The following is a 26502-nucleotide window of genomic DNA, read 5'->3' on the forward strand; positions in this document are numbered from 1 at the left end:
TCAAGGCCATGCAAGCAAAGCACTCACCAGGCATTTAATATTGGAGCTAGAAGGAGATAGTAAAAATTCTGCAAAGTAATTTTTCAGCACATCATCGATATTGGAACCATTCACTCCGCCCAATATTTTTTCTCCAGCAACACCAGAAAAATCCGAAGCAATCAACTGAGCACATGTAATCAAGCCCGCGTATTCATCCTGCAAATCCCTGGGTACAATCTTGAAATCAGGTATATAACCTGGAGACCCCCAGCGACTTTTGCCCGCCACTTCAACTTTACACGCGCCCTCCATATCAATTAATCTTACAGAGCTTCCGCAGACCATAATATTTGAAAACTTACAGTCGCGCCAAACCCAGCCCGTACGATTTAATGTAGAGATCTCTCGCATGAGATTACGGCAAATCAGCAACTTATGCCCAATATCGACGTGATAAAATGTCTCAAGAGTCATACCTTCCAAATATTCTGTAGCCACATAAATATGAGTACCGAGATCAATGACCCTATATACCTGAGGCACATTGCAACCTAAGCAATGCAATTTTTTTAAATTTCTTGCCTCTCGCTTTGCGAGCTTATAACCGTCTAACCCTTCACTATTAATTTCCCCATCAAGCCTGCCCTCCTTGAGAATTATCAATCTCCCAGGAATCACTGAAAGATCTAGCGCTTTGTAAACCCCGCCTTTGGCACGCTGGGACAAGGCTTCAAAGACCAATAGATCGCTTGGCAATAATTTAGTCGCGAGATGACGAGATTTATTGTTACTTTTTATTCTACGCACAAAGCCTGAGCTCTCCAACCAATCCGGAATGGCTTTACCTTTTCCTCGTTCATCGTCGACTGGGATACCCTCTGGACTAATGATTTTACTGTCGGAATCACCGTTGATCACACCATAACGAAAGAATAAATTTTGGCCCCAAACTACTTTCTCATCGAAAGCTACCGAAGGGCAGCGAAAACGATTAGTTTTCTTTCCTAGTTCTTCAGCAGCCTTAAGCATTCTGCTTTCGCTATCACAATAAAAAGTGAAAACCTTACCCGCTTGAGAAAATGCTGAACCAATGCCCGCATTAAGCAACAGCAAACTAGAAATTCGCCTCGGAAATTTCACCAGCAACTTGTACTTTTGGGCAATGCGAACTGAAATTTTAAAGATTTGATATATATTTCTTGGAGTAGCCGAAAGATGCAGCTTCCACCCCTGCGTCGGCAATCTTAAAGGCTTGGGGGAATAGAGGCGCCAAAAGTCTGCCTTCTCACACTTACCGCACATGCCATTGACCAATTCAGACCACCTAGATTCAGCATGAGACACGTCCATTGGCGCCCCCTACATCAAAATGCAGTAGTAAATGTTGTCAAAGTGGTGATCGTCGTAATTGTGAATTGTGGCTGGATCCTCCCATCGCCAGTTTGCACTAACCTGATCAACGCCAAATCATTCGGATCAGAGAAAAATTTCTGCATAAGTGTATCCCACTCCTTGGAACCAACCCCAGCTTGCTGGGCCGCCTGGGCTGCATTTTTTAGCTCCGCAGCAAACGCCGCATCTCGGGTTGCCAAGGAGAGTATTGAGCCTATGCTATCCGCCTGTATGCTCGACAGTTTTAGCTGCATATCGGGTGCTCCTTTATCAAACAAATATGAAGTTTAGCCCTCCTACAGCGCCGTCAGGACAAGAGTAAATCTTAAGCTAGACGCACAAACTAAATTCGTCCACAAAGAATGCGCACCAACAATTTGCTTATAGCAAAAAGCGATAAATATAATTTGTTAACTTCGAAAAGAAATAAATTCATCTCAGAAAATACACAGCCCTCGAGCTCTTCTCAGGATGGAAATAGCGCAACCACAAAGCGTCGCCGCCTCACGTCAAAAATCATCCACTAGTCCCTGCCCCAAGAAAAAAGTGAGCGGTACGACTGAAACGACTGACGGCAAGTTTAATAAGTTTCGAAAGCAATGCTGTCAGAGTACTCTTGGTTCGGTACAAAAGAGAGGTCGCCAAGGTTACCGGGCAGAAATTGAGAGATTGGAATGTAGAGGTACTGGAGAGCGATGAAGGCCCTGACTGAGCCCGCTCCCCCATGCCAGCTAGACGTGTTCAATACCACTCCTCAGCTTATCCAGTGCCTGGCAGAGCTTAGCCGCCCGCCTCAACTGGCTATCCCTACGACAACGGACAGGACTCCCTATGAGCGCTAGCAAGGACTATTTTCTTCAGATGGAAGAAAAACAGTGCATGATGTGGATTCACCAGCAGTATGGGATTGACGTGTACCCTGACGAAAAAACAGAGTTATGGGACGAACTGTATGCCGAGTAGCGCTTCTCGCCTACGCCTCGCGCATCGAGCGAGCAGATTCGCTCGATCAATATCTGGAATACTTAAAGGGCGAGATGCTGCGAATCGCAGAGCTAGGCATTGATGACCAGATCGATCAGCACTACAAAGAGGGTAAGCTGATCACGCATAAGCCAGGCCGGCGCACCGACCCTATGAAGGTCGAGGCAGTGCTCCATGCCAGAGCTGCTGGAAAGACAAAGCAGCAAATCGCCGACGAGCTCGACATGCCCTGGTCGACCGTGAGCAATATTTGGAAGAAAGCCTATCAAGCCTATTAAGCCAGCACCATTTTTCCCTTTCTTCCTCCCGCTAGCTGGACGACGAAACCCTGATACACTCCTTTAACGTTAAATTGGGACGTCAGGAAGGCAGATGCAAAATTACTCGATCCCCCAATATCTGATGTCTTCGATTGCCGACGCTGTATCCTCACTCGAAACCCATGCAAGCCTGGATAGCCTTTTCCTCTACGCCAATGCACCGGGTGATCCTCCTGAGGGTAGCAAGGCCGTCAAAGCATTGGACTGGCTGAGGCGAATCAGCAAGGAGTGCGGTGCAGACGCCGCCGCTCAGAGATCGATGGTGAAGTCCGCTGAGAAGCCAGTGTGCTCCCCTGGGTAACCTCGGGCATTCGAGACTATGCGGCAGCCTGAGACGACTGTATCCACTGCATGGTGTGTGTGGCCAAAAATCCAGACGTCAGCTTGGGCGACCAAGTCGTCCCACTGGTTATAGTACGCCGCGCCAAGATGGCCTTCGTGGCTTTTGCCTGCGACCTCCTGAATTGGACAATGGTGAGTGATGACCACTGTTTTTCCTGGGAAGTCCTTCGCAAGCGCTTCAACCAGGAACGCCCGCGTTGCGATGTTCCGCGCGATCAAGTCGGCAGGACGAAGCTTACGGAAGCCCTCTCCAATCCGAATGCGCTTGAAGTCGCTCATCCATTCCCAACATATGGGCATGGCAACCTTGTAGTTTCCGGTCGAAGTGAAATCCGTCCAGGCCGTTGCGACCAGGAAGCGAGTATTGCCAATGACGATGCACTGGTTGTCGAGGACGTGCACATGCGCTTGCGCTGCCTCCTTCATCTTGACCAATGTCCGGTCGATGTGGCCTCGGTAAAATTCATGATTACCGCACACGTACAGGACAGGAAATTGAAAGATCTGGTTCGCCCAAGTCACCCCTTGGCCACGCACCGAAATGTCACCCGCAAGCACCACCAGATCGACCTCCACCTGAGGTGGCTGAAAGTCCCTGAACTCCAGATGCAAATCTGAGTAGATCAAAATCCTCATCGCTCTCTCACGCTCTAGGTGGACTGTTTGACCATCGACTCCGACGCGACGAAACGTTGCACAGCGCCAAGCGCATCAACCGAGATCCACTTCCTGCCACCCCGACCAACCAGTAAATAGAGCTCATCGTCAGCAGCTTGGAACAGGTAATTCTGAAACGCCCGCTGGTACCCAGAGAGCATCACCTGCGACATGCATGAATCCTTCGCTGCCGCTACCGTATTGCATGCAAAAACAACTCTCGGGCGCAGTCCCTCTTGCACCAATACAGCTCTTTGTTCAGCCGGTAAGAGAACGTCCAAAACCAACCATTGCCGCACAGGTTTACAGGGGTTGCTCATCCGCTGAACGACATCGAGGATGGCTTCATCGTCAGCGATCAGACCATCGACTGGCACTGCGTCCCCATACAGCACGTCAGAGAGCAATTGCTGATCAAACGCAGATTGCATTGCGGTACACCTTTGTGGCGGCCACCCGCAGCGATGAGAGCCACAGATGAAAAAATGAAATCTGAGCAGGAGAACTGACTTAGCTACCCCTGCCCCCAAGCTTTAGCGTTTTGAGGCGTTCGATTGCATCAACCAAACTGATCCCCTGGCGCCTGGATGCCTGCAAGCTTTGTCCTGCAAGCGCTAAAAACGCGACAGTGCCGATCTCGTCGAACGAAGCCCAATCAACAGCTGCACCATGGCCAGTCCTCAGGCATTCGGCAGCTGCTCGCCTGGCTTCGATGTATCCGGGCCGAGCCAACACCTCATCAACCGAGACAGAAACGCGGCCCTCTACACAACTCAGGGATTTGAGTCTGCGCAGGGACTCGGTAACCTCCTGCTCTTCAAAACTGAGTGGCCGAGCACGCCAAGGAAGCAGCCAACGCCACCTACTCATGCAGATGAGTCGCGCAAGCCTGCACCTCCTCATCGCTGTGCCATGAACAAATCACATAGCGGCTTCCGCTATAGGTGCGAACCAGGAGAAAGGAGCCGCAGCTGTGCTCTTCAGCTGCCCTGATCATTGACGTACGCACCAGTTGTCCATAGTCAAAACGGCACTTTGCATCCGCGTAGATTTTTCCCCTCAAGCAAATCCAATCGATGTCGAACACCACATCACAGAGATACCCTGTGATCATGCAGCCGAAATCCAGTTTCATAGCTTCGACTACTTCGCTTGGGAAGCTAGATGCCGAGAGCACTTGGTCATCTGATTCAGACACGACTGCTTCCTTTCCCTACCGTCATAGATCGATCCCCTCCGCTTGACACTTGAATTCGGCAGCACGCCGCACCGCTCCACGCGCCAAGGTCGGGCCACACGTGAATCTCGCGCCTGAATTGATCGCTGCTTTCGATTTAGATCTAAATTGATCGCGAGCGGTGTCGGGCGCACCTGTATGCTCGGGCTGACGGATGTATCCATCCGTCAAACATCCCATAAGGCTCATAATTAACAATATATCGATTTGAGTGAGCTTGCGCAAATCCGGCATACCATCATCTTTGCATCAGGAACGATGTCGATGGCTCTGCGCCAGGCTTTTGCCACGGTATTAAAACGCTTGAGATCGCTACGCGCGCTGCCCCAGCTCGGCTTCAGCAACTTGAGCCAATCACAGGTGAGTAGCCTGGAGTCGGGTAATTCCTCCCCTACATTGGACACCACCCAGCTGGTGGCAGATCAGCTTGAGGTCTCCACTGCAGCCCTGCTCGCTCTGACATGTGCTGCTGAAAACCACCAGACGCCCCGCGAGCTTCTTGAAGCGCTTCAAAAGGAAATCCAAGCCTTGGATTTGCTCGATGCGCGCGTTCACGAGAGTGTCCTGATACCGCATCCCAACGCGCAGCGGGCTGCACAATTGCGCAGGTCAGTACTGGAGCTGAAAGCGCAAGGCCTTGCGCCGACCGAGGTAAGCAGGCGACTGGAGATAAGCGTTTCGACCGTGAAGCGGCACTGGAAAGGGCAGCCATAGCCAAGCGGCCTGATCATTCGTTCGCATGGTCAATCAGCAGATCGAAAGCGGGGTACAAACGAACCATTAGACCCTGCCGCCCTGCCCCCCTGGGCCGAATCAGCTTCAGGGCTCTAACTTGGTGATCGCGTTCGTGGTGCCCACCTGGACATCGACTGCGATGTCCATCGAGCGCAACGCGATCCACAACGCCGCTACCCCTTCCGTATCATCCAAATGATCGACCGGTTACCCGCCTTGACGCAGCTTCGCTACCAAGCCATCGAGCGTGGCCGGCTGCTCAAGCATTTCTTTTTCAGTCGGCAACAAGTCGCTGGGCAGTTCCTGAAGGAATTTGATGACCGGCCAAACTTCAAAGTCATGAAAGGGATTCAGTCCAATGGCGTTACCCAAGGTTTCATCCACGGCAGACTCGTCTTTCGCGATGCGCACGAACGCTTCCCATGCCCGCTTCATGTCCCAACCCGAAACGAAGAGCAGCAGCGACGTAAATGCCAGCATGAAACGGCCACCTTTGGGGGTATGCACCCAGCTGTGCGATTTCACATGTGTGGAGATGGGTAAGTAGCTCGTCCCGATGAAACGCGCGAGCTGCAGAGTTTTGCGAAATTCTGTTTGCAGGATTGAGGGGTCAAACACCGACTGCGATTGAGACTGCTCAACTGACTTCGTGATCCGTTCAACGTCTTGGAAAACGTGGATTCGATTCTCAAAGAGAAGGTCGAGCAACGCTCGGTGCTGGTTGGTCAAGATCACGCGAGCAGCATGCTTGGCATCGAAAACTGGAAGAGCCATGAGCTCGGGTGTGAAATCCAGCGCCTCATCCACCCCATCGTGAATCCACAGTCGCTGCCTCTGAAGGACGGCAATCCACCTAACGATCCGTGGGTCAAGGCTGACGACAAACTGCGACCCGACCTTCTTGTGAAAGAACCACTCCCGCATCGCGCGGATGTCTCTTTGATGAAAAATGCCTAGGCTGATGCCCTTGCAAACAAGGACGCGCACCGCCTTGGAAAGGCCATCTTTCGGATTGGAGAACTGCACCAGGTTTTCGGGCACATGGCCTGCCGGCACGTTGCCGGAGAAATCACAGAACGGATGATGGCCAGGATTACCACCGCCTGTGGTAAAGCGGAAGAACGCTTGTCGCTTGTTCTTCGCTCCAGCTGCAGTGCCCCTCACCACTTCAGCGCCTTGGCAGAAGCACGAGGGACAGGAGATGTCCTGAGCGATCGCAAGCTTCCATGCATCAGGAATGGCAACGTTTGACGGAAGCTGGGGATGCTGCGACTGATGGGCCAGGTGTGTCAGGAGTTGATCGACGTCCAGCTCCATCTCACGCGAAGCAGAGTATGCGGTCAACGGCATAGGGGGTTCCTTTAAGAAGCAGTACCCACTCGCTTCTAAAGGAGAATCTCCTCGGACTCAAGCCTTTTGGCGCACGTCAGCGGGATGATCTGACGTACGCCCTCAATGCCTGAGCTGACTATTTCACCAGGGCCAGCGGCGAGGTGGGAACCTTCAACATGAACCGTTCCCTGACTAACTCATCGGACAGCCCCGAAGCCTTCAGAATCTTCCGCCAACTGGCGTGATCGAGAAGATCCACAGCCCGCTGGACAAGGGTTGGGGTCTCCTGCGCAAGAAGCTCGTCCAGCTCTTCCCGTTTCGTGAAACCGTTGCGGCTCAGGTAGGTGAAGCCCGAGCGAGCCTGATCCTGCGTGATCAGATTCAGCGTCTGAGCGCGATAGATGATGGCCTTGAAACTGACCTTCCAACGAAGCTTCAGCTCGCCCAATGCTGTCCAGTTCAGGTATTGCCCACGCATCGTAGGAAATTCACCACCAAAGCTCGCCCTGGGCATCAATAGCGCACTGGCAAACTGGTTAGCCTGTGCCTCAGTTGTCCTACAGCCCGTCTCGATCCCCTGATGCATGACCAGGTGGCCAAGCTCATGGGCAATATCGAACCGGTGCCGGCAAGGATTGACCTTGGCCGTGTTGCGAACGATCAGAGGACGCTTGTTGAATAATGAAAATGCATCGATACGGTCATCCGCATCCGCCAGGTTTACCACCAGCACACCGGCCTTCTCAGCCAGACGGGTGACATTGGCAATGGGGCCGATGCCGATCGACAGATCCCTCCGAAAGCCCTCTGCCGCCTTTTCGATTACATCGTCACTGACAAGCGGGACTTCAAAGGGATCGAACCCCACCGGTGGGAAATCCACCTCGTGTTCCAACTCGTTGACGAGCAACTCAAAAAGCTCGACCTGAGACGCGATGCTCTTCTTGATAGTCTGGGTCGACGATCGCAGGCTACGGAAATGACACTGTTCAAGTTCCACCGAGCCACGACGCGGGCTCGACAAGAACTCTTCCGTCACTCCTAAGGCCTTGGTGAGCAATTGAATCTGCGACGGGTTTGGCACCGCATTGATTTCGAGCTTGTGCGCGTACTGCCGACTTACGCCCAGCAAATCGCCCAGCTCTGCAAGCGACAAGCCGGCTGCACACCGAGCCAACCTCAGCTTGTCAGGTGAAAATTCAGCCCCAAAAGCGAGCTGTTGTGTTCTGTCATCCATCTACGGGTTCATCATTGTCTGTGGCATTGCTATCAACATCTTTACGCTTACGCTGCACTTCAGCTTCCGGTACGTCCACAGCATCATGCTGCACAGTCGCTCTCACGGAAAGCAGAGACCGCTCCTCGTGCTTCCACAAGCAAATCACGTTGAGGTTGGCATCGAAGCCTACGATCGCAACCTCGACCTTGGGAAACTCCAGATCATTGTTGCTGGAAACATAGACTCGCCAGGTGCAGATCTCAGGCGACCTCTCAAAAAGCGAAAGCTGATGCTGCTCCAGCGGATTCGGCTTGATGCGATAAGCCTTCTTCATTTCATTCGGGTTATCGGTCACGATCTGCAGCAGCACATTGTTAATGGCCACCGTAAAATCCAGGGTGGCGTTGCGCAGCTGCAGCCAAGGCATCGACTTATCAGCCGCCAACACCTTGCACAGGCCTTGCTGTCGACCAAACAGCAGGGTGCCGCGCGTGTAGTTGGTGTCGTAGGCGCTACTGGAGTCCTCCAACGCGCTATAGGCTACGTCAGTAACCTCCTGGCAGAACCGATCCACATACTCAGGCAGCAGCCTAGGCTCGAAATGACTGGGATGTTGTGTCACATGCATCAGGCTGCCTCTCCAAAAGTCTGCAAATATTAAAAAGTGTCAACCCGAATTCTATGCAAATCTGCAGATATGTCAACCGAACCGGTGCGCGGACATTCTGGTACGCTACAGCTGCACGGAGCCGTCGCAGCCTGGCAAGAATCGGTACCATTGCGCATAAGGCGTGTTCTTAACCAACCGCCGGTTGTAATCAGGACTGCCGTCGATCCACCACACCGGGCCCCGCTCACCCAATGCCACCTTGGCAGCATCAACCCGTGCCCTTGCCTTTTTGAGCCGCAAGACTTCTTGCCCTGCCTTGGCCTGTTTCACCTCGCGCCGGGCGCTCATCAGCTCCGAAACCAGCCGCTGCCTGACATCCGGGTCGAGCCCAGGATTGCTGCAGCGCCACAGCCTGCCTTTAACCACAAAGTAGCGACCATCGGGTGTGTGGGGGGACATGTCCGTTTCCACTATTCTGATCCACCGGGGCTTTGAGCTGTAGGTTGCTCGGACTTGCACAGAGTTCAATTGGTGCGCAGAATCCCGGCAAATCTCCTCGGACTCAAACAGACCGTGTCGCTCTCTGGCATTTTCAGCTCCCGCTACCAGCGTCGCCAATTCCTCGGCGCGAGCTTCCTCGCAATCGGGGTTTCGTGTGCCATCATCATGTTGATCGCGTACTTCAAGCATGATCAGCCGATGTGGGAAGCCTTCAACAATTTCTTCATCTCGATCGTGGCCAGCGGCACGTTTGCGATCATCTCGACCTTCTGCCTTTCCTACTTCACTGATCCCAGGGTGGCTAGGTTGGAAACGCTGATCCTGCCGCAGGATGTCACCGAGAATCTGCATCGTCTGGCCAGTGGCGCGCACGACTACCGGATCTATGTCCGCACAGGTCGTCAATTTCGCGCGAAGGCACTACCTACCCTCGTCAACCATGCCCGCGAGAGCCGGCAGCCGATCCGCCTGGAGGTCGTTCTGCTGGATTTCAGGAATATTGAGGTGTGCCAGCGATATGCAGAGTTTCGCAAGTCGGGATCATTTGATGGCAAAGTCTGGAACAGGGAATACGTTGAGCAGGAAATTCTCGCAACCATCGCCACCCTCGCCCAGGCCGTGAATCTCAACCGGCCATTCATAGAGCTGGATTTGCGTTTGAGTTCCCGCCTGTCCGTGTTCCGCATCGAAGGCAATGCCCACGAGCTCATGGTGACTCGCGAAGACCCCAAAGATTACGCCTACTGCTACCACCATAAGCATCGCGATTTTTCAGGGGTATTGACCGAGTTCAACTGGGTCAAAAACGAGGCAGAGCCAATTCCAGTCCCTATAACAGGTGATGCTGCCCCCTCGGAAATCTTGACGGCAATGTTCGGTGATCAGGTGTCATCCGAACTCCGAGCGGAGGCCGTGAAAGCCATGAAATCCCCTGCCCCGTATGCCCGCTGATCTTTCAGAGCTGCTCTGCCGGGAACGTTTCACCTCATGCGATCGCGGTGACCTGCTCCGGGCACTGAAGCAGTGGATTGCAGCTTGCAACCCGACCTGCCTGATGCACCCACACGGCTTTTATGTGCTGCTGTTGAAGCGGGAAAATGGTGAGGAATGGCGGCTGCATTTGTGGCCGAGCGATCGAGGTGACGGGTATGGCATGCCCGCCCGAGTGCATACCCACGACAAGCATGTCGACAGCCGCATCCTGATTGGCACGCTGTCCAACCTGCAATACACCGTGAACGAAGTCGAAAGCGGCGGCGCGCCGCTATACGAAGCGCATTACCAAGGTGACAGGTATCAGCAACACACCAGGAACGTGCTTCGCAAGACCGCTGTCCGGGTCGACCTAACACTTGAGGAGCAATCATTGATGCTGGCCGGCGACAGCTACCGGATCGAGCGTCATACCTATCACGAAGCGGTGCCTTCCCCAGGGCTCACCACTTGCACTTTGGTCTGCATGCACTCCTCCGCGCCTGGTTCGATCAAGGTAGTGGGTTTGGATGGATATCCGGACGAGTTGAGCTTTGAGCGCAGTGAACATGAGGGGCATGTGTTCTTGCGATATTTGTAAAGCAGCTACCGTACTGTGTCGTATAGCTGCCTTTGGTGAGGCCGCCCAAACGCTTCGGAAACCAAGGTTGGTAGCAATTGTGAAAAAAAAGGGGGGGCCGATAGAGCCCCCCTTTTAGTTCATCAATGCACTTGAGTTTGTCGCTCAACAAACTCTTTTAGTGAACCCATTAGTTCCACGGCCCGATCATAGTCAACATGAGCATTCTCTAATGCTGTAACCATCATTTCACCAGCTGCCACAGGCTCGCTGCTTCCTACTTGAAAAATGGTCTGCGGCGGCGTTTGCTCTTCTTTGTTCTGCCACCTGAGCGACAATTGATGATTGTGAAGTTTAAACCAGTAGTCCCGCAAGTGGCCCGCAGAGCCTCTCAAGGCAAGTTCGGAGGAAGAATCTCTGTCTAGCTTCCATTCAACTCTTTCCACTCCTTCTTTATGTAGACCATGGGTGTCGGAAAGCTCATTTTCAGGCTTAGGCCTAAAAATATTACATACATAATCCACCGCAGCAAACCAAGCACTTCGCGGACTTGCCGTATAGGCCATATGTTTTTTGTTTTTGTATTTCGTCAGAGCATGATCAATGCTTTGCAAAGCTGACTTTATATCAGCAGCCGCCTCACTGGTGCGGTGCGCCTCATCTATGAACAGATTTCGATAGTAAGTCTTACACTCGATAAACTTATCAAACGCCTGCATATCAACTCTAATGAATGGTCGCCGCGAAGCTTTGACAGTCTCACCATGAGAAATGAGGGGCAACGTATTCTTTCGATTGTAGAGCTTTGACAGTGAAGTGAGTGGCCCACTCAACTGTACGGCACATGCGGTTCCTTTCAGAGTCTCACTTCCGAAATATTCAATGCCGCTCAAAAACTGTTGAGCTGACGGTGACAGTTTCACATCAACATCGTTGAGATCTACTATATCCGAGCCTGACGCAGCTTTCTGTGATCTCGGCACATTAACGTAACTTCCCCTCACAGTCTCTAACCAAATGTGATGGGAAACTTCCTTGAGCTGAACGTCTGCTTGAGTATGAATAGAGTATTGAACGTGTTCACGCTCTTTAGCTACAGACTCAAGCTCAGCGTTTGTATTTGCAGCTTCAGCGCTAGCGACCCGAGGTTCAGACAATACTGCCACAGGAGCAACAGTCGTTAATGTCACATGAGCTAGCTTAACCTTGTTCGAGGCTGAGTCGATGGACTCGTGCGCTGGAATAAGATCAAGCTCCCCAGGCGCATAAACCCAGTCATAACTTTCTTCAGCCTTGGGCCACCTCTTCACCATCAAACGATAGAGTGCTCTACCAAACTTACCCAGAGGATTATCTGCCAACGATGCCAACTCTTCTCTGAGTTGCTCATCGTCCTCTTTTTTCGCTTGAATGGAGCGAGTTTCATCTGGCTCAGGTGGCAATCCACGAGACTCCCGCAATGCTCTCGCAAGGTCTTCATCTGAAAAATAATTCATTACGAACCTCCTTAAGCGTTTGCGACTGGAGAAAGGTTGCGGGTGCGTGAAGCTCGATAGACATCCATGGCGCTACAGAATTCCGTTGATTTCTCAGACATGAGCTTGAAATAGCCGTCTTTATTCCAGAACCGCGCAGTCGATATGGCTGGATGGTCATCAGGCAGCGGTGACAAGCCAATTCTGGTATAGAAATCCCTCAGACGGTCGCCCCCATCTGGGTCAGAGCGAAGTACCAGATTAGTCTCTTGGTTCACTTCGATACCAGCCTGAACCGTATAATCGACAAGGGCGTGAGCAATATGCTCGATTCTCTTCAATCCCAGCGCCTTGCTATAGAATTCTCTTGGAGCATCTGAAAGGTACCAAGTGAACGCTCGCTCCTTGGTACGATCTAAGATTTTGCAAGTGAAGTCAGGCACCATTGTCAGCATGCCTATAGGAATAACACGCCCACCCTTGTGAACCACCATGCACACTGCTTTCGATTCACCACCCTTGAAATACTTCCGGCGCCACTTGCTATAAGCGGAGTGGAGGAAATAGTTCTGTCTCCACGACCACTTAACATCGGCACGAGTACGAACTTTCGGTTTAGCGCTGCCGACGGCATGAAGCTCTGCTGCTAGTGACGTTGAGGCCGACACAACCCCAGTACCAACTGCGCAGTCTAGCTTTTCGATCAAGCCCGCCGAGGCTATAGCTTCGATCTGCTCGACTGCCTCCTGGATCTCCTCATGCACAGGACTCTGTCCGACGCTGTGCTCGGCCTTATCAGTAATCACCGCAAAATTGGGCTCCTGCTTCTGTGATTGCAGGGCGGCTGCAGCCCCCTTGGTAGGCTTAGGGGCTTTGGAATAATGCTTGTTGATCAGCGGTTGAACGGTTTTCCTCCAGGTGTTGATGAGCTCCGGTGTCATATCCACGAAATGGACACCCAATAGGAGCTTCTCTCCTTTCGCATTTTCTGCTGGAAGATGTGCAACGTGATCGGCTTGACGCATTGAAGAATCGTTCCTGATCCAAATCCCTAGTAACGCTCAGTACTCATTCTGAGCGGCCCTCACACCTACGACACAGTGCGGGACTGATATGCTCTCCAGAATATCATTGTGCCACCAAGCCTCATAGCTACATGCAGCCTTGAGCCCTTAGTTTTCACCTTAGTGTGCGACTTTTCATGATTTCCGGTGCGCTCCATGCATCGTCCTAGCCTGTGAAGTGTAAGACTTTTCGCTTTCCCAGGCTGTGGGAGTGTAGGAGTTTTTGCTCTGGCAGGTGGGGAAAGTGTGGGATTTTTCACGATTGCGCCATCTGAGCGCGCGTTGTTCGAGATCGCACGCTAGGTCGGCGGAGATAGTCAGTATTCGACTGGATGTGCGTATATGTGGGATGGGTGTTTTTGAGTGGTTTGCTATTGAGTTGCTTGCCTTGGGAGGCTGGGCTTTGAGAGGCGTACCCTGGAGAAACCTTTAGTGATTACAGATCAAGATGAGCATGCGCCGACCACGCCACTGAGGGTGTCGGCACATGAAATGATCTGGGAGCAGTTACTGAGCTGGAAGCGCAGCTGTCTCTGGCGCTGAAGTCGCTTGGGGCTGGCCGTTGACGCGCGAAGCAATTGTCTTCAGCGCACTGTCCTTCGCCTCGCTCCATATCGATGGGTCAGAGAAGGCCCACACAAAAACCGCCACAAAAACCGCAGTCCAGAAGTTTCCGACAATGCCCGCAGAGCCAGAGGCATGCCACTTCCAAAGGTTTTTGAACACGCCATTCTTGGGAAGCGAGTCCAAGGTCAGGTTATTGATCTGGTCGGCCAAGCGGGACTGAACCCCCTTCAGCTTCTCATCTGCAGCAGTCTGGAGGAACAGGGTAGCAAGGCCGTCGGCTTCGTCACGGTACTTCTTGATCTCGTGCGGCTGGATCTTGATGCTGGTAAAAGCACCGATGTCCATGCCCCGCTTCACAGCCTCGCGCTTCTCCGTCTTGTAGATCGAGTAGGCGATCATGCCAACAAAGTCTTTCTTGTGCTTAACCAGCTTCTCATGCATCTGGTTGTACTTGTTACTCATCCTTGAAGACCTTGTTCTCATTCTCTCGATTGTACTTGTCGCGCGCTTCGATCATGAAATCGTTGATCTTTTTGGAGGAGAGCTTGCCGACAATTGCCTTGGCCATGTCGCTGGGAATGTAGCCTGACATGACCTTGTCGTTGATTCTTTCCGCAAGCGACTTGTGGCGAAGCCCTAAGGTTTTGAGAATCGTGTCGATAGTCATGTGTGCGTACCTCCAGTCCGTTGTCCTACCAATCATAGCTGCCGCGTATCCATTGAGAGCTGAAGTTGAGCGGTAGGTGTCCTCACCCGCCGCACCGTACACCTTCCTACAGGCGCACGAAGTCCATCTAAATCTTACAATGGATACTGGCATATTGCCATACCCCTACTGGGAAAAAACCCTAAATCCCTGTTACAGCTACTCTTTTCGACTGCCGGATGGGCGGAAGGTTCACCAAGCCACGGTAATGGCCATGTGCCTTCCCAGGCTGAGCTCCCGGTCTTAGCGCCTGCTTAGGGTGACCAGCGGTGCATGCATTTGTAATGCTAAAGCCTCGTATTGAGTGACCTGGCCGAGTAATGGCTAACGGCCATCCTCCGGTTTAAAATCGCATTTCCGACAGAGGCTGTCATGCTGTCATGCGGGCTTGCTCGGGAGCGTACTGGTGCTATGGGAAGACAGCTGGCGGCTGGGATGATGTGACAACCTCTGCGTAGATGAACCCTTCAGTGGTGGTGATTGGGACGCTGAACGGACTGCAGTAAACATCGTGCTTGGGAATATTCATCTCCGCACTGTAGGACAAGTCCAGATCCTCGATGACCTTCTTACTCTCCAACTCGGGAATTTCCCTGCACTTGTCCGCGATAACATTGGTTATATTAAAAACAAATTTGTACATATCAAAACCTAACTCGTAGTTTTTGCCATCCAGATTCAGACTGGGCTTCTTGCAATAAAACAGAAGCCCGCTCATTAATGTAGCCGTATAATCAAACACTTCAGTTATAGCCGCCATCTCGCCTGATACAAATTTAATTTTGGACGTTATTATCCACAAAGGACTTAACACTCTTCGCGAACACTTCCAGCGGTATCAAAAGATGTTGACTATGGCTAACAAATACATTTTCTTGAACCTTGACGTGCAGCCGGATCTCATCGACATCGCCAACGTGGTGAAAATAGTTTCTGATGATTCTGAGGAGCTTGAATTCAGGGATATTCTTGATATTACAGCCAAACAACTCATGCAGTTTATCCGCTGTTGAATGCAGGTTATTGAGATAAGTAAATAGCGTGTTTATGTCGCGCTCTTCGGAATAACGGATATCCATCAATTCGCGTTGACTGTGAAAATACCGGTCGATGAAGGTGTGCTTTTCCATAGGCTTTCCCTGCTTTTCCTGGTGTTTCTTTTGCATTCAAGGGTGAGTTTTCAGCGGTGCGTGCGTATTCATGCACCCAATCTTGAGCATCATCAAGTGTGAGATAGGCCATCCACTTGGCCGCCTCAACCGAGGCTTGCCAACGCGGGAAAGGCGGGCTGTATTCATCCGCATGCTTGACGACCACTACCCAGCGTCCACGAGATTTCGGCGTCAACGTCAATCTGAAGTCATCCACCTGTGCGGTGTATGAACCGTCAGCGAGCGTCGACCAGGCGGTGTCACTGTACGTGCGCAGCAGGCGGCGCTGGAAGTACATCATCTACCTCACCAAGGCGAGAAGTTCACCGGATGGCCTCACCTCCCCTCCAGGGCGCGATAGATACCCCTCAGGATGGTTCTGGGCTTTCGGTAGCCTCCCAGGGCTCTCATTCGATCATCAGAGCAGCCGGCGTCCAACCAAGCTCGTTCAAGCTGCTGTGAAGCTGCTCCATTGGATGATCTGTTTGAATCCGGTTTTGGTGTTCTGTTTGGTCGTGTGGGGTGCGGTTTTTGCCAAGGAGGTGGCGTTTTGTGAAGGCGCTCGGGAAGGGTCTGATTAGGACAACGTAAACCCACAGAAGGCCCGTGTTTACTGGGCTTAGGCGAATTCGCGGTATTTGAGGATGAGCTGCAGAGAAGGGTTTTGAGGGTGAAACGGGCTTTTAGGGTTTACGTTTGCCCTTCAAGCGCTTTTTTTTCGCCAGGGGGTTTACTTTTTGGATTTTTCAGGTGTTAAACTAGAGACACGGAACAAGACACTTCTTTCCAGATCCCTTTATTTACTTGGGTTCTAGGCAGCAAGAACGGTTTTGGCAGGTGGGTGGGGTGAGCATTTTTAGTGTTTACCTTGACTACCAACCGAAACTAAGGCGTCCGTGAAACGGTCACACAGCACCACAGCCCCGCGGGCCAGCGCCGGGCGGATGACCTGCGCCAGGTGCTGGGCGCGAGCGGCGAACACCAGCAACAGCTCGGTGTCGGCCGCCATGCCTTCGTCGCTGGGCGTCAGCAACAGTTCACGCACCTTTTCCGCCAGCGGCGTACCGCCTGGCTCACGGGTCAGTACCACGTCCAGGCCGTGCTCGCGCAAGCGCGCGGCCAGGTAGTCGCGATTGGTGCTCTTGCCCGCGCCTTCGGGGCCTTCCAAAGTAATAAACAAGCCGCTCACAGGCAGTCCTTAATGTTGTTCGTCAGGCGTCGGCCGCTCGGCCGCTTGCGCACCGCCGGCAGGGGCATCCTGCGCGGGCGCTTCATCGGGGGCTGGCTGAGCAGTTGGCTCGTCCGCTGCTGACGGGTCCGCTGCTGGGGGCTCAGGGCGCTGCGCATCGTCGGCGCCCGATGCCTGTTCGGCATCATCGGCACCTGGCTTGGCCTCTTGCTGCGGCGCGGGGCTGGAGCGGTAGTCCGACCGGCGCTTGAGCTGGAACTCGCGCACTGCCGAATTGTGGTCGTCGAGGTCGTCGGAAAACACATGGCTGCCATCGCCGCGGGCGACGAAGTAAAGGCTCGTGCCATTGGATGGGTTCAGCGCCGCGTGAATCGCCTCGCGGCCGACCATGGCGATCGGGGTCGGCGGCAGGCCGGTCATGGTGTAGGTGTTGTAGGGCGTTGGCTCGCGCAGGTCGGCGCGGGTGATCTTGCCGTTGTAGCGCTCACCCATGCCATAGATAACCGTCGGGTCGGTCTGCAGCATCATGCCCAGGCGCATGCGCCGCACGAACACGCCGGCGATCTGCCCGCGCTCCTGCGGAATACCGGTTTCCTTTTCGACCAGGGAGGCCATGATCAGCGCCTGGTACGGGTCACGATACGGCAGGTCGGTGGAACGCTCGGCCCACTCTTTGGCCAGCACTTCGTCCAGACGCATGTAGGCCTGCTGCAGCAACTCGACATCGCTCATACCCCGCACGAAGCGGTAGGTGTCGGGGAAGAAGCGGCCTTCGGGGAACACACCGGTATGGCCGAGCTTGTCCATGACCTCGGCATCCGACAAGCCGTCCAGGGTATGCTTGATCTTTTCATGCTTGGCCACGGCCGCACGCACCTGGCGGAAGGTCCAGCCTTCGACCAGGGTGAGGTTGTACTGCACCACGTCGGCACGGCGCCAGGCGTCGAACAACTGCTCGACGGTCATGCCAGGGGTAAGACGGTACTCGCCAGTGTGCAGGGGGGTGCCGGCCATGTTGAAGCGCCAGTACAACCGCAACCAGACAGCGTCGTCGAGCAATCCTTCCCTTTGCATGCTGTAGAACATGCGGTTGGGGTTAGTGCCATTGGGCACATCCAGCAGGCGTTCCTGCGTGACGTGCAAGGGCTGCTCCAGGACCGAGTTGACCTTCCAGGCCGACCAGCCAAACGCCAGGCCGGCAAGGATCAAGCCCATTTCCAGCAACAGCAGGAATTTACGTCTCACGAATTCAGGTTTCCAGTAACGTACGGGCAACGGCCTGCAGTTTACGAGTGAGCGGGCCCGGCGACCAGTTTAGCGCGGCTACGCCACACACGGGCCAAATGCCGTAAACGCTATTGCAAACAAATACTTCATCCGCTTGCTCCAGCGCCTCGAACGACAGGTCGCAGACCTGTACCCCAATACCCAGCAGCGGGGCCTGTTCCAGCAGTGCGGCACGCATCACGCCCGCCACGCCACAACGGCTAAGGTCGGCGGTAAGCAGCACGCCATCGCGCACCAGAAACAGATTGCTGTATACGCCTTCGATCACCCTGCCCTGCGCGTCACGCATCAGGCCTTCGGCATGGTCGCTGTCCTGCCATTCGGCACGGGCCAGCACCTGCTCCAGGCGGTTAAGGTGTTTGAGGCCGGCCAGCAGTGGTTGTTCCCCAAGCCGGGTCTGGCAAGGGAACAAACGCACGCCATGCTCGGCATGCTCGACAGGATAACGGGGTAATGGGCTGCCTTGCAGGATACGCCGCGGCGCTGCATCGACAGCTGGCGCATAGCCACGCTGGCTATCGCCACGGGTAAGGATGAGTTTGACGACACCCTCACCCAGTTGGCTGGCGTAGCGCAGCAGCTCGTCGCGTACCAGCGCCAGATCGGCGTTGATCGCCAGGCGCTGGCAGCCCAGTGCCAGGCGTGCGAGGTGGCCGTCCAGCAAGCTGGGCCGGGCACCTCGCACGGCGATGGTTTCGAACAGGCCATCGCCGTAAGCCAGGCCGCGATTCTGCAGGTTGAGTGCAGTCGCCGGCTGGCCGTCGATCCAGCTGTGCATCAGTCGGCAAACCGGCGGAATACCAGCGAGCCGTTGGTGCCGCCAAAGCCGAACGAGTTGGACAGCACCACGTCGATCGGCATGCTGCGCGCCTGGTGGGGAACGAAGTCGAGGTCACACCCTTCGTCCGGCTCGTCCAGGTTGATGGTCGGTGGGGCCATCTGGCTATTGATTGCCAGCACGCTGAAGATCGCTTCCACCGCGCCCGCGGCGCCCAGCAAGTGGCCCGTCATCGACTTGGTCGAGCTGACCGCCAGCTTGTAGGCATGCTCGCCGAACACGCGCTTGATCGCCGCCACTTCGGCCACATCGCCGGCTGGGGTAGAAGTGCCATGGGCGTTGATGTAGCTGACGTCTTCCGGCTGGATACCGGCATCGCGCAAGGCGTTGGCCATGCAGCGGGCAGCGCCTTCGCCAGAGTCGGGCGGCGAAGTCATGTGATAGGCGTCGCCGCTCATGCCAAAGCCAACCAGTTCGGCATAGATAGTCGCCCCGCGGGCCTTGGCGTGCTCCAGCTCCTCGAGCACCAGGGCTCCAGCACCGTCGGACAACACAAAGCCGTCACGCCCCTTGTCCCACGGGCGGCTGGCCCGGCTTGGTTCATCGTTGCGGGTAGACAGCGCGCGCGAAGCGCCAAAACCACCCATGCCCAGACCACAAGCAGCCATTTCGGCGCCACCGGCGATCATCACATCAGCTTCACCGTATGCGATATTGCGCGCGGCCATGCCGATGCAATGGGTGCCGGTGGTGCACGCGGTGGCGATGGCATAGTTCGGCCCTTGCAGGCCCAGGTGGATCGACAGGAAACCGGAGATCATGTTGATGATCGAGCCCGGCACGAAGAACGGCGAAATGCGGCGCGGCCCTGAATCGTGCAGGGTGCGGCTGGTTTCTTCGATGTTGGTCAGGCCACCGATACCCGAGCCCATGGCCACGCCAATACGCTCGCGGTTGGCATCGGTGACCTCCAGGCCGGCATTACGCACGGCCTGGAAACCAGCCGCCAGGCCGTACTGGATGAACAGGTCGAGCTTGCGGGCCTCTTTGGCCGACAGGTACTGCTCAACCTCGAAGCCTTTCACCGAGCCGCCAAAACGGGTGGAGTAGGCAGACAGGTCCGTGTGTTCGATCGGACCAATGCCACTGCGGCCAGCCAGAATGCCCTGCCAGGTGCTCGGTACATCGGTACCCAGTGGCGACAGCATACCCATACCGGTGACCACGACGCGTCTACGCGACACAGTACTCTCCTTTTCTAATAACAGAGTCTCTTGCCATTGCATTCAAGTGCTGGAATGAAATGGCAACAGGCTCTTGGTGCGCGGTGAACGAAGCCGCCTGAAAAAATGCGAGGCGCTCGCAAAGAAAAAACCGCACGCCGGCGAAGGCAGTGCGGTTTTCCCCGACAAGAAACGTCGACTGTAGCGTCTTAGGCCTGGTGGGCTTTGACGTAGTCGATGGCAGCTTGAACGGTAGTGATCTTCTCGGCTTCTTCGTCAGGGATTTCGGTCTCGAATTCCTCTTCCAGAGCCATCACCAGTTCAACGGTGTCAAGCGAATCGGCACCCAGGTCATCGACGAAGGACTTCTCAATAGTCACTTCTTCTTCCTTGACGCCCAGTTGCTCGGCGACGATTTTCTTGACGCGTTCTTCGATGGTGCTCATACCTAGTTTTCACTCCTAATGGATATATGTCAGGCAGCTGGCCGGTGGCTAATTTTATAGAAAGACGTTCGCTTTTCAAGCGAAACGCACCTTCAGGCTAGTCACCACACCCGCTGCCTGGAATCTGGTTGCAGCTTTATAACGGATTTTAGGCTCGCAGTATGACTCTTTTTTTACGAAACCCGTCACATTGAGTTGCAGTATTACATGTACATCCCGCCGTTGACCGGCACGGTAGCGCCGGTCACGTAGGCGGCGCCGTCGGACGCCAGGAACGAAACCACCTTGGCAATTTCGTCAGCCTGGCCCAGGCGGCCCAGCGGAATCTGGGTCTGCAGGGCTTCGCGCTGAGCCTCCGGCAGCTCGCGGGTCATGTCGGTATCGATGAAGCCCGGGGTCACCGAGTTGACGGTGATGCCACGCGAACCCACTTCACGCGCCAGGGCGCGACTGAAGCCTTCCAGACCGGCCTTGGCAGCCGCGTAGTTGGCCTGACCTGCGTTACCCATGGCACCGACGACCGAGCCGATGCTGATGATACGACCCCAACGTGCCTTGGTCATGCCACGCAGCACGCCCTTGGACAGACGGTAGAGGCTGTTCAGGTTGGTGTCGATGACATCGAACCACTCGTCGTCTTTCATGCGCAGCATCAAGTTGTCGCGGGTGATACCGGCGTTGTTGACCAGAATGGCCGGCGCACCGAACTGCTCGCCAATGGCGGCCAGCACGGCTTCAACCGATTCGGCGCTGGTCACGTTCAGCTCCATGCCGGTGCCGGTGATGCCGTGTTCTTTCAGGGTGGCAGCGATGCGCTCGGCGCCGGACGCCGACGTGGCGGTACCGATCACGGTCGCGCCCTGGCGGCCCAGCTCGAGGGCGATGGCCTGGCCAATGCCACGGCTGGCGCCGGTAACCAGTGCAACTTTACCTTGCAGGCTCATGCAAGCTTCTCCAAATCAGGCCAGTGCCGCGCGGGTGGCAGCAACGGCGTCAGGGGTGTTGAGGTTGTAGGTGGTCACGCCGTCGGCGCAACGCTTGTTAAGGCCAGCCAGGACCTTGCCCGGGCCACACTCGACCAGGTTGACCGCACCGTTGGCGGCCAGGGTCTGCACGCACTCGACCCAGCGTACCGGCTGGTACAGCTGTGCCAGCAGGTCGTGCTTGAGGGCATCGAGGTCGGCGGCGACGGCGGCAGTGACGTTCTGTACCACCGGAATCTGCGGGGCCTTCCATTCGATGGCATTGACCGAATCGGCAAAGCGCTCGGCGGCGGGCTTCATCAGGGCGCAGTGCGACGGGACGCTCACCGCCAGTGGCAGGGCGCGCTTGGCACCTTTGGCCTTGCACAGTTCCATGGCGCGATCTACCGCTGCCTTGTTACCGGCGATGACCACCTGACCAGGCGAGTTGAAGTTCACGGCACTGACCACTTCATCCTCAGCGGCTTCGGCGCAGATCTCCACGACCACAGCATCGTCCAGGCCGAGAATGGCAGCCATGGCGCCGTGACCGGCCGGTACGGCTTCCTGCATCAGCTGACCGCGGCGCTCGACCAGGCGAACGGCATCTTTCAGGCTGATGCTGCCGGCGGCGACCAGGGCGCTGTATTCGCCCAGGCTGTGACCGGAAACGAAGGCAGGCTTGGCACCGCCCTCTTCCAGCCACAGGCGCCACAGTGCGATGGACGCAGTAAGGATCGCCGGCTGGGTCTTGTCGGTCTGGTTAAGTTGCTCTTCCGGGCCGTCCTGGACCAGCTTCCACAGGTCATAGCCGAGCGCTTCGGACGCTTCCTTGAAGGTTTCGATGATCACTGGCTTCTCGGCGCCGAGCTCGGCGAGCATGCCCAGCGACTGGGAACCTTGACCGGGAAAGACGAATGCGAGGGATGCAGACATTGAACAAGCCCTTATGATCTTGTCGTCGGATAGTGTGCGCCAGGCCCGAGGCCAGGCGCGGAATCTGAAAACTTGGATGGAAACATAGACCAAGCGGTCACATTTAAGCACTTCATCGGCGAAATGCCTAAGGCAACAGATCTTCAAGGCGGCCGTGCAGCCGCTGCGGCAGGTTTTCCTGAATTTCGATCAGCGCCCGCTGGATGGCACTCTGAAACCCCTGCACGCCCGCCGAGCCATGACTCTTGATGACGATACCCTGCAGCCCCAGGAAGCTCGCCCCATTGTGCCGCGCCGGCGCCAGGTCGGCCTGCAGACGCTTGAGCAGCGGCATGGCAACGGCCCCGGCAACGCGGGCAAAAGCACCGCCCTTGAACAGTTTTTCGATGCGCGCACCGATCATCGTCGCCAAGCCCTCGCTGGACTTGAGCAGTATGTTGCCGACAAAACCGTCGCACACCACCACGTCTGCCTCACCCCGATACAGGCCATCCCCTTCGACGAAACCGACATAGTTGAGGCCGCGGGCGTTCTGCAACAGCGTGGCAGCCAGCTTGACCTGCTGGTTACCCTTGATGTCCTCGGTACCGATATTCAACAGCGCCACGCGTGGCCGATGCACACCCAGGGCCTGAGCGGCCACCGAGCCCATTACCGCGAACTGGTAGAGGTTTTCGGCACTGCAGTCGACATTCGCGCCCAGATCGAGCAGTTGGCAGTAACCCGTCTGGGTCGGGATCGCCGCCACCATGGCCGGCCGGTCGATACCCGGCAGTGTCTTGAGCACGAAGCGCGACAACGCCATCAGCGCCCCGGTATTGCCGGCACTGACACAGGCCTGGGCTTTTCCGTCGCGCACCAGTTCGAGGGCGATGCGCATCGACGAATCCGGCTTGCCGCGCAACGCCTGGGATGGCCGCTCGTCCATGCCGACTACCTCACTGGCGGCCACAATCTGCAGGCGCGCGCGATCCGCAGCTGGCAGGCCACTGACGAGATCTTCAAGGAGGGAGGGTTGACCGACGAGGGTCAGGTGAAGCGAGGGAGTAGCCGAAAGGCAGGCAATGCTAGCCTGGACAATGCTGCGGGGACCGAAGTCCCCGCCCATTGCGTCGATCGCGATGACCTGAGCGGACAAGGATTACTCGTCAGCGCCCTTGTCGACCACTTTACGACCGCGGTATACGCCTTCTGGCGAAACGTGGTGACGCAGGTGAACTTCACCGGTGGTTTTCTCTACCGACAGCGCGTTTTCCGACAGAGCGTCGTGCGAACGGCGCATGTCACGGGCAGAGCGGGATTTTTTGTTCTGCTGAACAGCCATAATTGATTAACTCCTAAACGTTTGGGTCACGCTTTAACTGCGCCAAAACACTGAACGGGTTGGACCGCGATACCTCGTCCTTGCTCGATTCGGGCTCGTCTGCGCCCGCCGGCTGCTGGCATTCTTCCGGATGATGAGCAGGCACGATTGGCAAGGCGAGCAAAAGCTCCTCCTCGACCAATGCCTGCAGATCCAAAGGATCTTCGCCCAGTTCCAGCACGTCATAGCCTTTCGGCAACGACTGGGTATTCGCACCCTCCTTCACCACGGCGTATGTACATTCGCTGTGGACCGGTAGGGTGACCAGCTCAAGACAACGCTGGCAAACCATCTTGACTTCGACGTCCAGCTCGCTGTGGATAACCACCACGTGCTGTTCATCTCGTTCAAAATCGAACTTCGCCTGCACCGTACCGACATTGTCGGAAAGCGGGTCGCAGAGTCTTTCCAAATCAGCGAGTTGCAGCGAACCGTTAAGGGTTACGCCACGATCGGCTAATTTGCGCGGGTCAACGTGAGGTGGAATCGGGTCATTCAACATAGGCGCAGCATTCTAGGGATGCCCCCCGCCCCTGTCAAAGGAAATTAGGCGGCATCGTGCGTGATAGAATTGGTTCAACCGAACCCGGAGTCTACCATGCTTCCTTTGTTACTGGCTTCCAGCTCTGCCTATCGCCGCGAACTGCTCGCACGCCTGCACCTGCCCTTCACCTGGGCAAGCCCCGATATAGACGAGCAGCGCCGGGAAGACGAGCCAGCCGTTGAACTGGTACGCCGCCTTGCCAGGCAAAAGGCCGAGGCCTTGGCGGGCAGCCATCCCGGGCACCTGATTATCGGGTCGGACCAGGTAGCCGTGCTGGGCGAACAGGTGCTGGGTAAGCCGCACACCTTCGAGCGGGCTTGCGAGCAACTGCTGGAGTGTAGCGGGCAGCAGGTGAGCTTTCTGACCGGGCTGGCACTGCTGAACAGCGCCACCGGGCAATGCCAGGTGGATTGCGTGCCGTTTACCGTCACGATGCGCGAATTGAGCCGCGAGCGCGTGGAGCGCTATGTCGCGACGGAACAGCCGCTGGATTGCGCGGGGAGCTTCAAGGCGGAGGGGTTGGGGGTGAGCCTGTTCCAGAGCACCCATGGGTGCGATGCAACCAGCCTGATCGGGCTGCCGCTGATTCGGCTGGTGGATATGCTGACCAAGGAAGGGGTGATGGTTCCGTAACCTGGCTGGAGATTTTGGCGCCCGACAGATCGAGCGCCGCCCGGGAGGGTGAACGATCGGGGATATTGGACGGCGGATCCGGCCTATTCGCGGGTAAACCCGCTCCTACAACGGGCGTAGTGACACCACCTCATGCCCGCGAATGCGATGGTGCTGCGACGGTGAATGGCCAGGGATATTGGCCGGCAGGTCCGGCCTATTCGCGGGTAAACCCGCCCCTACAACGCACCGCTGGGCACCCCGATCGATGAGCGAACCTGCGCGCAATGCGCCGCGCGGGCGGCGCTCGATCTGCCAGGCACTACAAAAACTGCGACGAACTCAACGCAACTGCGGCCCCTGGAACCCCATCCACATCGCCAGGTGCTCAGCCACGCTGGCACCCACGCGTTTGGAGAAGCGATCGAAAGGCGACTCCTGAACGGTGAAGTCAACCAACTCCTTCTCGCCCACGACCTCACGCGCCACATAGCTGGCACTGCCCAAGCCATCCACCAGCCCCAGCGCCTTGGCCTGCTCACCCGACCAGATAAGGCCACTGAACAACTCCGGGTGCTCCTTGTCCTTCAGACGCTCGCCCCGCCCCTGCTTGACCATGGCGATGAACTGCTGGTGCGTGGTATCCAGCACACCCTGCCAGAACCGGGTCTCTTCTGGTTTTTCCGGCGAAAACGGATCAAGGAACGCCTTGTGCTCACCCGATGTATAGGCACGCCGCTCGACCCCTAGCTTCTCCATGGTGCCAACAAAGCCATAACCCGCCGCCGTCACACCAATGGAACCCACCAGGCTGGCCTTGTCGGCATAGATCTCGTCCGCCGCACTGGCGATGTAATAGGCACCGGAAGCACCAAGATCAGCGATCACCGCATACAGCTTGATGGCGGGATATTCGGCACGAAGGCGGCGGATTTCGTCATACACATAACCCGCTTGCACCGGACTGCCACCCGGGCTGTTGATGCGCATCACCACAGCCTTGGTCTTGTCGTCCTTGAACGCTTCGCGCAGGCTCTTGACGATGTTATCGGCGCTGGCAGCCTCCTGATCGGCAATCACCCCGCGCACTTCGACCAGCGCGGTATGGCTGGCACTGCGCGAAGCGGCCTTGTCCATGTCCATCAGCGGCGAGAACAACGCCAGAATGCCGAACAGGTAGACGAAGGTCAGCAGCTTGAAGAAGATCCCCCAGCGCCGCGACCGTCGCTGCTCCTGCACGCTGGCCAGCAAGGTCTTTTCCAGTAGCTTCCAGCTGTTGCGCTCTTCGCGCTCCCCAGGCTCGGCCTCAGGGGCTTTCCATTCGTCTGCCATGCTT

Annotated in this window: 31 protein-coding genes and 1 pseudogene; 6 read left to right on the top strand and 26 right to left on the bottom strand. The window is 55.8% G+C overall.

Annotated elements, in window-relative coordinates:
* Positions 1–1332, bottom strand: a complete 1332-nt coding sequence (locus tag ACZ889_RS24470; RefSeq protein ID WP_338443874.1) for a class III lanthionine synthetase LanKC N-terminal domain-containing protein — start codon at positions 1330–1332, stop codon at positions 1–3.
* A 14-nt stretch (positions 1333–1346) separates the two neighbouring features.
* A complete protein-coding gene (locus tag ACZ889_RS24475) occupies positions 1347–1628 on the bottom strand; it encodes a hypothetical protein (protein WP_338443876.1) in 282 nt (93 codons plus the stop codon).
* A 684-nt stretch (positions 1629–2312) separates the two neighbouring features.
* Between ACZ889_RS24475 and ACZ889_RS24480 the strand changes: the two genes are divergently transcribed.
* Positions 2313–2636 (top strand): helix-turn-helix domain-containing protein, encoded by a 324-nt coding sequence (locus ACZ889_RS24480; RefSeq protein ID WP_338443878.1) that lies wholly within the window; start codon positions 2313–2315, stop codon positions 2634–2636.
* A 291-nt stretch (positions 2637–2927) separates the two neighbouring features.
* Here ACZ889_RS24480 and ACZ889_RS24485 read toward each other — a convergent pair whose 3' ends face one another.
* The 3 genes from ACZ889_RS24485 to ACZ889_RS24495 form a co-directional block, all read right to left on the bottom strand.
* Positions 2928–3656: a metallophosphoesterase family protein gene (locus ACZ889_RS24485; RefSeq protein ID WP_338443880.1), complete on the bottom strand. Its 729-nt coding sequence runs from the start codon at positions 3654–3656 to the stop codon at positions 2928–2930.
* Between the two features lie 14 nt (positions 3657–3670).
* Positions 3671–4108: a DUF6957 family protein gene (locus ACZ889_RS24490; RefSeq protein WP_338443881.1), complete on the bottom strand. Its 438-nt coding sequence runs from the start codon at positions 4106–4108 to the stop codon at positions 3671–3673.
* A gap of 431 nt (positions 4109–4539) precedes the next feature.
* Positions 4540–4875 (bottom strand): hypothetical protein, encoded by a 336-nt coding sequence (locus tag ACZ889_RS24495; RefSeq protein ID WP_338443883.1) that lies wholly within the window; start codon positions 4873–4875, stop codon positions 4540–4542.
* Positions 4876–5178: 303 nt separating this feature from the next.
* Here ACZ889_RS24495 and ACZ889_RS24500 point away from each other — a divergent pair, with 303 nt between their 5' ends.
* Positions 5179–5628, top strand: a complete 450-nt coding sequence (locus tag ACZ889_RS24500; protein ID WP_338443885.1) for a hypothetical protein — start codon at positions 5179–5181, stop codon at positions 5626–5628.
* A gap of 228 nt (positions 5629–5856) precedes the next feature.
* On the opposite strand, the gene ACZ889_RS24505 is transcribed toward ACZ889_RS24500, so the two are convergent.
* The 4 genes from ACZ889_RS24505 to ACZ889_RS24520 form a co-directional block, all read right to left on the bottom strand.
* Positions 5857–6999 carry a hypothetical protein gene (locus ACZ889_RS24505; protein WP_476257898.1) on the bottom strand — a complete coding sequence of 381 codons (1143 nt, stop codon included), beginning with the start codon at positions 6997–6999 and terminating at the stop codon, positions 5857–5859.
* 118 nt (positions 7000–7117) lie between these two features.
* On the bottom strand, positions 7118–8218 hold the full coding sequence (locus tag ACZ889_RS24510) for an XRE family transcriptional regulator (protein ID WP_338443888.1): 1101 nt from the start codon (positions 8216–8218) through the stop codon (positions 7118–7120).
* Entirely contained in the window at positions 8211–8828 is a 618-nt protein-coding gene (locus ACZ889_RS24515; protein ID WP_338443889.1) for a hypothetical protein, read from the bottom strand. Before ACZ889_RS24515 ends, ACZ889_RS24510 begins: the two co-directional genes overlap by 8 nt.
* 105 nt (positions 8829–8933) lie before the next feature.
* A complete protein-coding gene (locus tag ACZ889_RS24520; RefSeq protein ID WP_338443890.1) occupies positions 8934–9269 on the bottom strand; it encodes a hypothetical protein in 336 nt (111 codons plus the stop codon).
* Positions 9270–9341: 72 nt separating this feature from the next.
* Here ACZ889_RS24520 and ACZ889_RS24525 point away from each other — a divergent pair, with 72 nt between their 5' ends.
* Both ACZ889_RS24525 and ACZ889_RS24530 read left to right on the top strand, forming a co-directional pair.
* Positions 9342–10262, top strand: coding sequence for a hypothetical protein (locus ACZ889_RS24525; RefSeq protein ID WP_338443891.1), 921 nt, complete (start codon positions 9342–9344; stop codon positions 10260–10262).
* On the top strand, positions 10252–10884 hold the full coding sequence (locus ACZ889_RS24530; protein ID WP_338443892.1) for a hypothetical protein: 633 nt from the start codon (positions 10252–10254) through the stop codon (positions 10882–10884). Before ACZ889_RS24525 ends, ACZ889_RS24530 begins: the two co-directional genes overlap by 11 nt.
* A gap of 122 nt (positions 10885–11006) precedes the next feature.
* On the opposite strand, the gene ACZ889_RS24535 is transcribed toward ACZ889_RS24530, so the two are convergent.
* The 5 genes from ACZ889_RS24535 to ACZ889_RS24555 all read right to left on the bottom strand — a co-directional run bounded on the left by ACZ889_RS24535 (position 11007) and on the right by ACZ889_RS24555 (position 15393).
* Complete coding sequence (locus ACZ889_RS24535; RefSeq protein WP_338443893.1) at positions 11007–12359, bottom strand: hypothetical protein; 1353 nt, start codon at positions 12357–12359, stop codon at positions 11007–11009.
* Between the two features lie 11 nt (positions 12360–12370).
* The gene (locus tag ACZ889_RS24540; RefSeq protein WP_338443895.1) at positions 12371–13363 is read right to left on the bottom strand and encodes a hypothetical protein; all 993 of its coding nucleotides are present in this window, start codon (positions 13361–13363) and stop codon (positions 12371–12373) included.
* A gap of 546 nt (positions 13364–13909) precedes the next feature.
* The gene (locus ACZ889_RS24545; RefSeq protein WP_338443896.1) at positions 13910–14431 is read right to left on the bottom strand and encodes a hypothetical protein; all 522 of its coding nucleotides are present in this window, start codon (positions 14429–14431) and stop codon (positions 13910–13912) included.
* The gene (locus ACZ889_RS24550) at positions 14424–14636 is read right to left on the bottom strand and encodes a hypothetical protein (RefSeq protein ID WP_209871603.1); all 213 of its coding nucleotides are present in this window, start codon (positions 14634–14636) and stop codon (positions 14424–14426) included. The genes ACZ889_RS24545 and ACZ889_RS24550 overlap by 8 nt, the downstream gene beginning before the upstream one ends.
* 448 nt (positions 14637–15084) lie before the next feature.
* Entirely contained in the window at positions 15085–15393 is a 309-nt protein-coding gene (locus ACZ889_RS24555; protein ID WP_476257899.1) for a hypothetical protein, read from the bottom strand.
* 136 nt (positions 15394–15529) lie between these two features.
* Here ACZ889_RS24555 and ACZ889_RS24560 point away from each other — a divergent pair, with 136 nt between their 5' ends.
* Entirely contained in the window at positions 15530–15688 is a 159-nt protein-coding gene (locus tag ACZ889_RS24560) for a hypothetical protein (protein WP_476257900.1), read from the top strand.
* A gap of 7 nt (positions 15689–15695) precedes the next feature.
* On the opposite strand, the gene ACZ889_RS24565 is transcribed toward ACZ889_RS24560, so the two are convergent.
* The 11 genes and pseudogenes from ACZ889_RS24565 to ACZ889_RS24615 all read right to left on the bottom strand — a co-directional run bounded on the left by ACZ889_RS24565 (position 15696) and on the right by ACZ889_RS24615 (position 24512).
* Positions 15696–16127, bottom strand: a complete 432-nt coding sequence (locus tag ACZ889_RS24565; RefSeq protein ID WP_338443900.1) for a hypothetical protein — start codon at positions 16125–16127, stop codon at positions 15696–15698.
* A 561-nt stretch (positions 16128–16688) separates the two neighbouring features.
* Positions 16689–17015, bottom strand: a pseudogene (gene tmk, locus ACZ889_RS24570) (dTMP kinase); the annotation flags it as partial.
* A gap of 9 nt (positions 17016–17024) precedes the next feature.
* Positions 17025–18260 carry an endolytic transglycosylase MltG gene (mltG, locus tag ACZ889_RS24575; protein WP_104962282.1) on the bottom strand — a complete coding sequence of 412 codons (1236 nt, stop codon included), beginning with the start codon at positions 18258–18260 and terminating at the stop codon, positions 17025–17027.
* A 4-nt stretch (positions 18261–18264) separates the two neighbouring features.
* On the bottom strand, positions 18265–19080 hold the full coding sequence (gene pabC / locus ACZ889_RS24580; protein WP_108190437.1) for an aminodeoxychorismate lyase: 816 nt from the start codon (positions 19078–19080) through the stop codon (positions 18265–18267).
* On the bottom strand, positions 19080–20324 hold the full coding sequence (fabF, locus tag ACZ889_RS24585; protein ID WP_003247162.1) for a beta-ketoacyl-ACP synthase II: 1245 nt from the start codon (positions 20322–20324) through the stop codon (positions 19080–19082). Before fabF ends, pabC begins: the two co-directional genes overlap by 1 nt.
* A 188-nt stretch (positions 20325–20512) precedes the next feature.
* Positions 20513–20749 carry an acyl carrier protein gene (gene acpP, locus ACZ889_RS24590; RefSeq protein WP_012053292.1) on the bottom strand — a complete coding sequence of 79 codons (237 nt, stop codon included), beginning with the start codon at positions 20747–20749 and terminating at the stop codon, positions 20513–20515.
* Between the two features lie 203 nt (positions 20750–20952).
* Positions 20953–21693 (bottom strand): 3-oxoacyl-ACP reductase FabG, encoded by a 741-nt coding sequence (fabG, locus tag ACZ889_RS24595; RefSeq protein ID WP_003247160.1) that lies wholly within the window; start codon positions 21691–21693, stop codon positions 20953–20955.
* A 15-nt stretch (positions 21694–21708) separates the two neighbouring features.
* On the bottom strand, positions 21709–22647 hold the full coding sequence (fabD, locus tag ACZ889_RS24600; RefSeq protein WP_012053294.1) for an ACP S-malonyltransferase: 939 nt from the start codon (positions 22645–22647) through the stop codon (positions 21709–21711).
* 127 nt (positions 22648–22774) lie between these two features.
* Complete coding sequence (plsX, locus tag ACZ889_RS24605; protein WP_021784981.1) at positions 22775–23785, bottom strand: phosphate acyltransferase PlsX; 1011 nt, start codon at positions 23783–23785, stop codon at positions 22775–22777.
* A gap of 3 nt (positions 23786–23788) precedes the next feature.
* A complete protein-coding gene (gene rpmF, locus ACZ889_RS24610) occupies positions 23789–23971 on the bottom strand; it encodes a 50S ribosomal protein L32 (RefSeq protein ID WP_003247154.1) in 183 nt (60 codons plus the stop codon).
* Positions 23972–23984: 13 nt separating this feature from the next.
* Complete coding sequence (locus ACZ889_RS24615; protein ID WP_003247153.1) at positions 23985–24512, bottom strand: YceD family protein; 528 nt, start codon at positions 24510–24512, stop codon at positions 23985–23987.
* Between the two features lie 96 nt (positions 24513–24608).
* On the opposite strand from ACZ889_RS24615, the gene ACZ889_RS24620 reads away from it, so the two are divergent.
* Positions 24609–25187 (top strand): Maf family protein, encoded by a 579-nt coding sequence (locus ACZ889_RS24620; protein WP_014859694.1) that lies wholly within the window; start codon positions 24609–24611, stop codon positions 25185–25187.
* Between the two features lie 321 nt (positions 25188–25508).
* On the opposite strand, the gene ACZ889_RS24625 is transcribed toward ACZ889_RS24620, so the two are convergent.
* The gene (locus ACZ889_RS24625; RefSeq protein WP_180689467.1) at positions 25509–26498 is read right to left on the bottom strand and encodes a S49 family peptidase; all 990 of its coding nucleotides are present in this window, start codon (positions 26496–26498) and stop codon (positions 25509–25511) included.
* Positions 26499–26502 lie beyond the last annotated feature (4 nt).

Source organism: Pseudomonas sp. TE3895 (assembly GCF_056278855.1).

Excerpts from the sequence above, each read along its gene's own strand:
- ACZ889_RS24470 (WP_338443874.1), bottom strand. The coding sequence starts at position 1,332 with ATGGACGTGTCTCATGCTGAATCTAGGTGGTCTGAATTGGTCAATGGC.
- ACZ889_RS24475 (WP_338443876.1), bottom strand. The coding sequence starts at position 1,628 with ATGCAGCTAAAACTGTCGAGCATACAGGCGGATAGCATAGGCTCAATA.
- ACZ889_RS24480 (WP_338443878.1), top strand. The coding sequence starts at position 2,313 with ATGGGACGAACTGTATGCCGAGTAGCGCTTCTCGCCTACGCCTCGCGC.
- ACZ889_RS24485 (WP_338443880.1), bottom strand. The coding sequence starts at position 3,656 with ATGAGGATTTTGATCTACTCAGATTTGCATCTGGAGTTCAGGGACTTT.
- ACZ889_RS24490 (WP_338443881.1), bottom strand. The coding sequence starts at position 4,108 with ATGCAATCTGCGTTTGATCAGCAATTGCTCTCTGACGTGCTGTATGGG.
- ACZ889_RS24500 (WP_338443885.1), top strand. The coding sequence starts at position 5,179 with ATGGCTCTGCGCCAGGCTTTTGCCACGGTATTAAAACGCTTGAGATCG.
- ACZ889_RS24505 (WP_476257898.1), bottom strand. The coding sequence starts at position 6,999 with ATGCCGTTGACCGCATACTCTGCTTCGCGTGAGATGGAGCTGGACGTC.
- ACZ889_RS24510 (WP_338443888.1), bottom strand. The coding sequence starts at position 8,218 with ATGGATGACAGAACACAACAGCTCGCTTTTGGGGCTGAATTTTCACCT.
- ACZ889_RS24515 (WP_338443889.1), bottom strand. The coding sequence starts at position 8,828 with ATGCATGTGACACAACATCCCAGTCATTTCGAGCCTAGGCTGCTGCCT.
- ACZ889_RS24520 (WP_338443890.1), bottom strand. The coding sequence starts at position 9,269 with ATGTCCCCCCACACACCCGATGGTCGCTACTTTGTGGTTAAAGGCAGG.
- ACZ889_RS24530 (WP_338443892.1), top strand. The coding sequence starts at position 10,252 with ATGCCCGCTGATCTTTCAGAGCTGCTCTGCCGGGAACGTTTCACCTCA.
- ACZ889_RS24535 (WP_338443893.1), bottom strand. The coding sequence starts at position 12,359 with ATGAATTATTTTTCAGATGAAGACCTTGCGAGAGCATTGCGGGAGTCT.
- ACZ889_RS24540 (WP_338443895.1), bottom strand. The coding sequence starts at position 13,363 with ATGCGTCAAGCCGATCACGTTGCACATCTTCCAGCAGAAAATGCGAAA.
- ACZ889_RS24545 (WP_338443896.1), bottom strand. The coding sequence starts at position 14,431 with ATGAGTAACAAGTACAACCAGATGCATGAGAAGCTGGTTAAGCACAAG.
- ACZ889_RS24550 (WP_209871603.1), bottom strand. The coding sequence starts at position 14,636 with ATGACTATCGACACGATTCTCAAAACCTTAGGGCTTCGCCACAAGTCG.
- ACZ889_RS24555 (WP_476257899.1), bottom strand. The coding sequence starts at position 15,393 with ATGAGCGGGCTTCTGTTTTATTGCAAGAAGCCCAGTCTGAATCTGGAT.
- ACZ889_RS24560 (WP_476257900.1), top strand. The coding sequence starts at position 15,530 with ATGGCTAACAAATACATTTTCTTGAACCTTGACGTGCAGCCGGATCTC.
- ACZ889_RS24565 (WP_338443900.1), bottom strand. The coding sequence starts at position 16,127 with ATGATGTACTTCCAGCGCCGCCTGCTGCGCACGTACAGTGACACCGCC.
- pabC (WP_108190437.1), bottom strand. The coding sequence starts at position 19,080 with ATGCACAGCTGGATCGACGGCCAGCCGGCGACTGCACTCAACCTGCAG.
- acpP (WP_012053292.1), bottom strand. The coding sequence starts at position 20,749 with ATGAGCACCATCGAAGAACGCGTCAAGAAAATCGTCGCCGAGCAACTG.
- fabG (WP_003247160.1), bottom strand. The coding sequence starts at position 21,693 with ATGAGCCTGCAAGGTAAAGTTGCACTGGTTACCGGCGCCAGCCGTGGC.
- fabD (WP_012053294.1), bottom strand. The coding sequence starts at position 22,647 with ATGTCTGCATCCCTCGCATTCGTCTTTCCCGGTCAAGGTTCCCAGTCG.
- rpmF (WP_003247154.1), bottom strand. The coding sequence starts at position 23,971 with ATGGCTGTTCAGCAGAACAAAAAATCCCGCTCTGCCCGTGACATGCGC.
- ACZ889_RS24615 (WP_003247153.1), bottom strand. The coding sequence starts at position 24,512 with ATGTTGAATGACCCGATTCCACCTCACGTTGACCCGCGCAAATTAGCC.
- ACZ889_RS24620 (WP_014859694.1), top strand. The coding sequence starts at position 24,609 with ATGCTTCCTTTGTTACTGGCTTCCAGCTCTGCCTATCGCCGCGAACTG.
- ACZ889_RS24625 (WP_180689467.1), bottom strand. The coding sequence starts at position 26,498 with ATGGCAGACGAATGGAAAGCCCCTGAGGCCGAGCCTGGGGAGCGCGAA.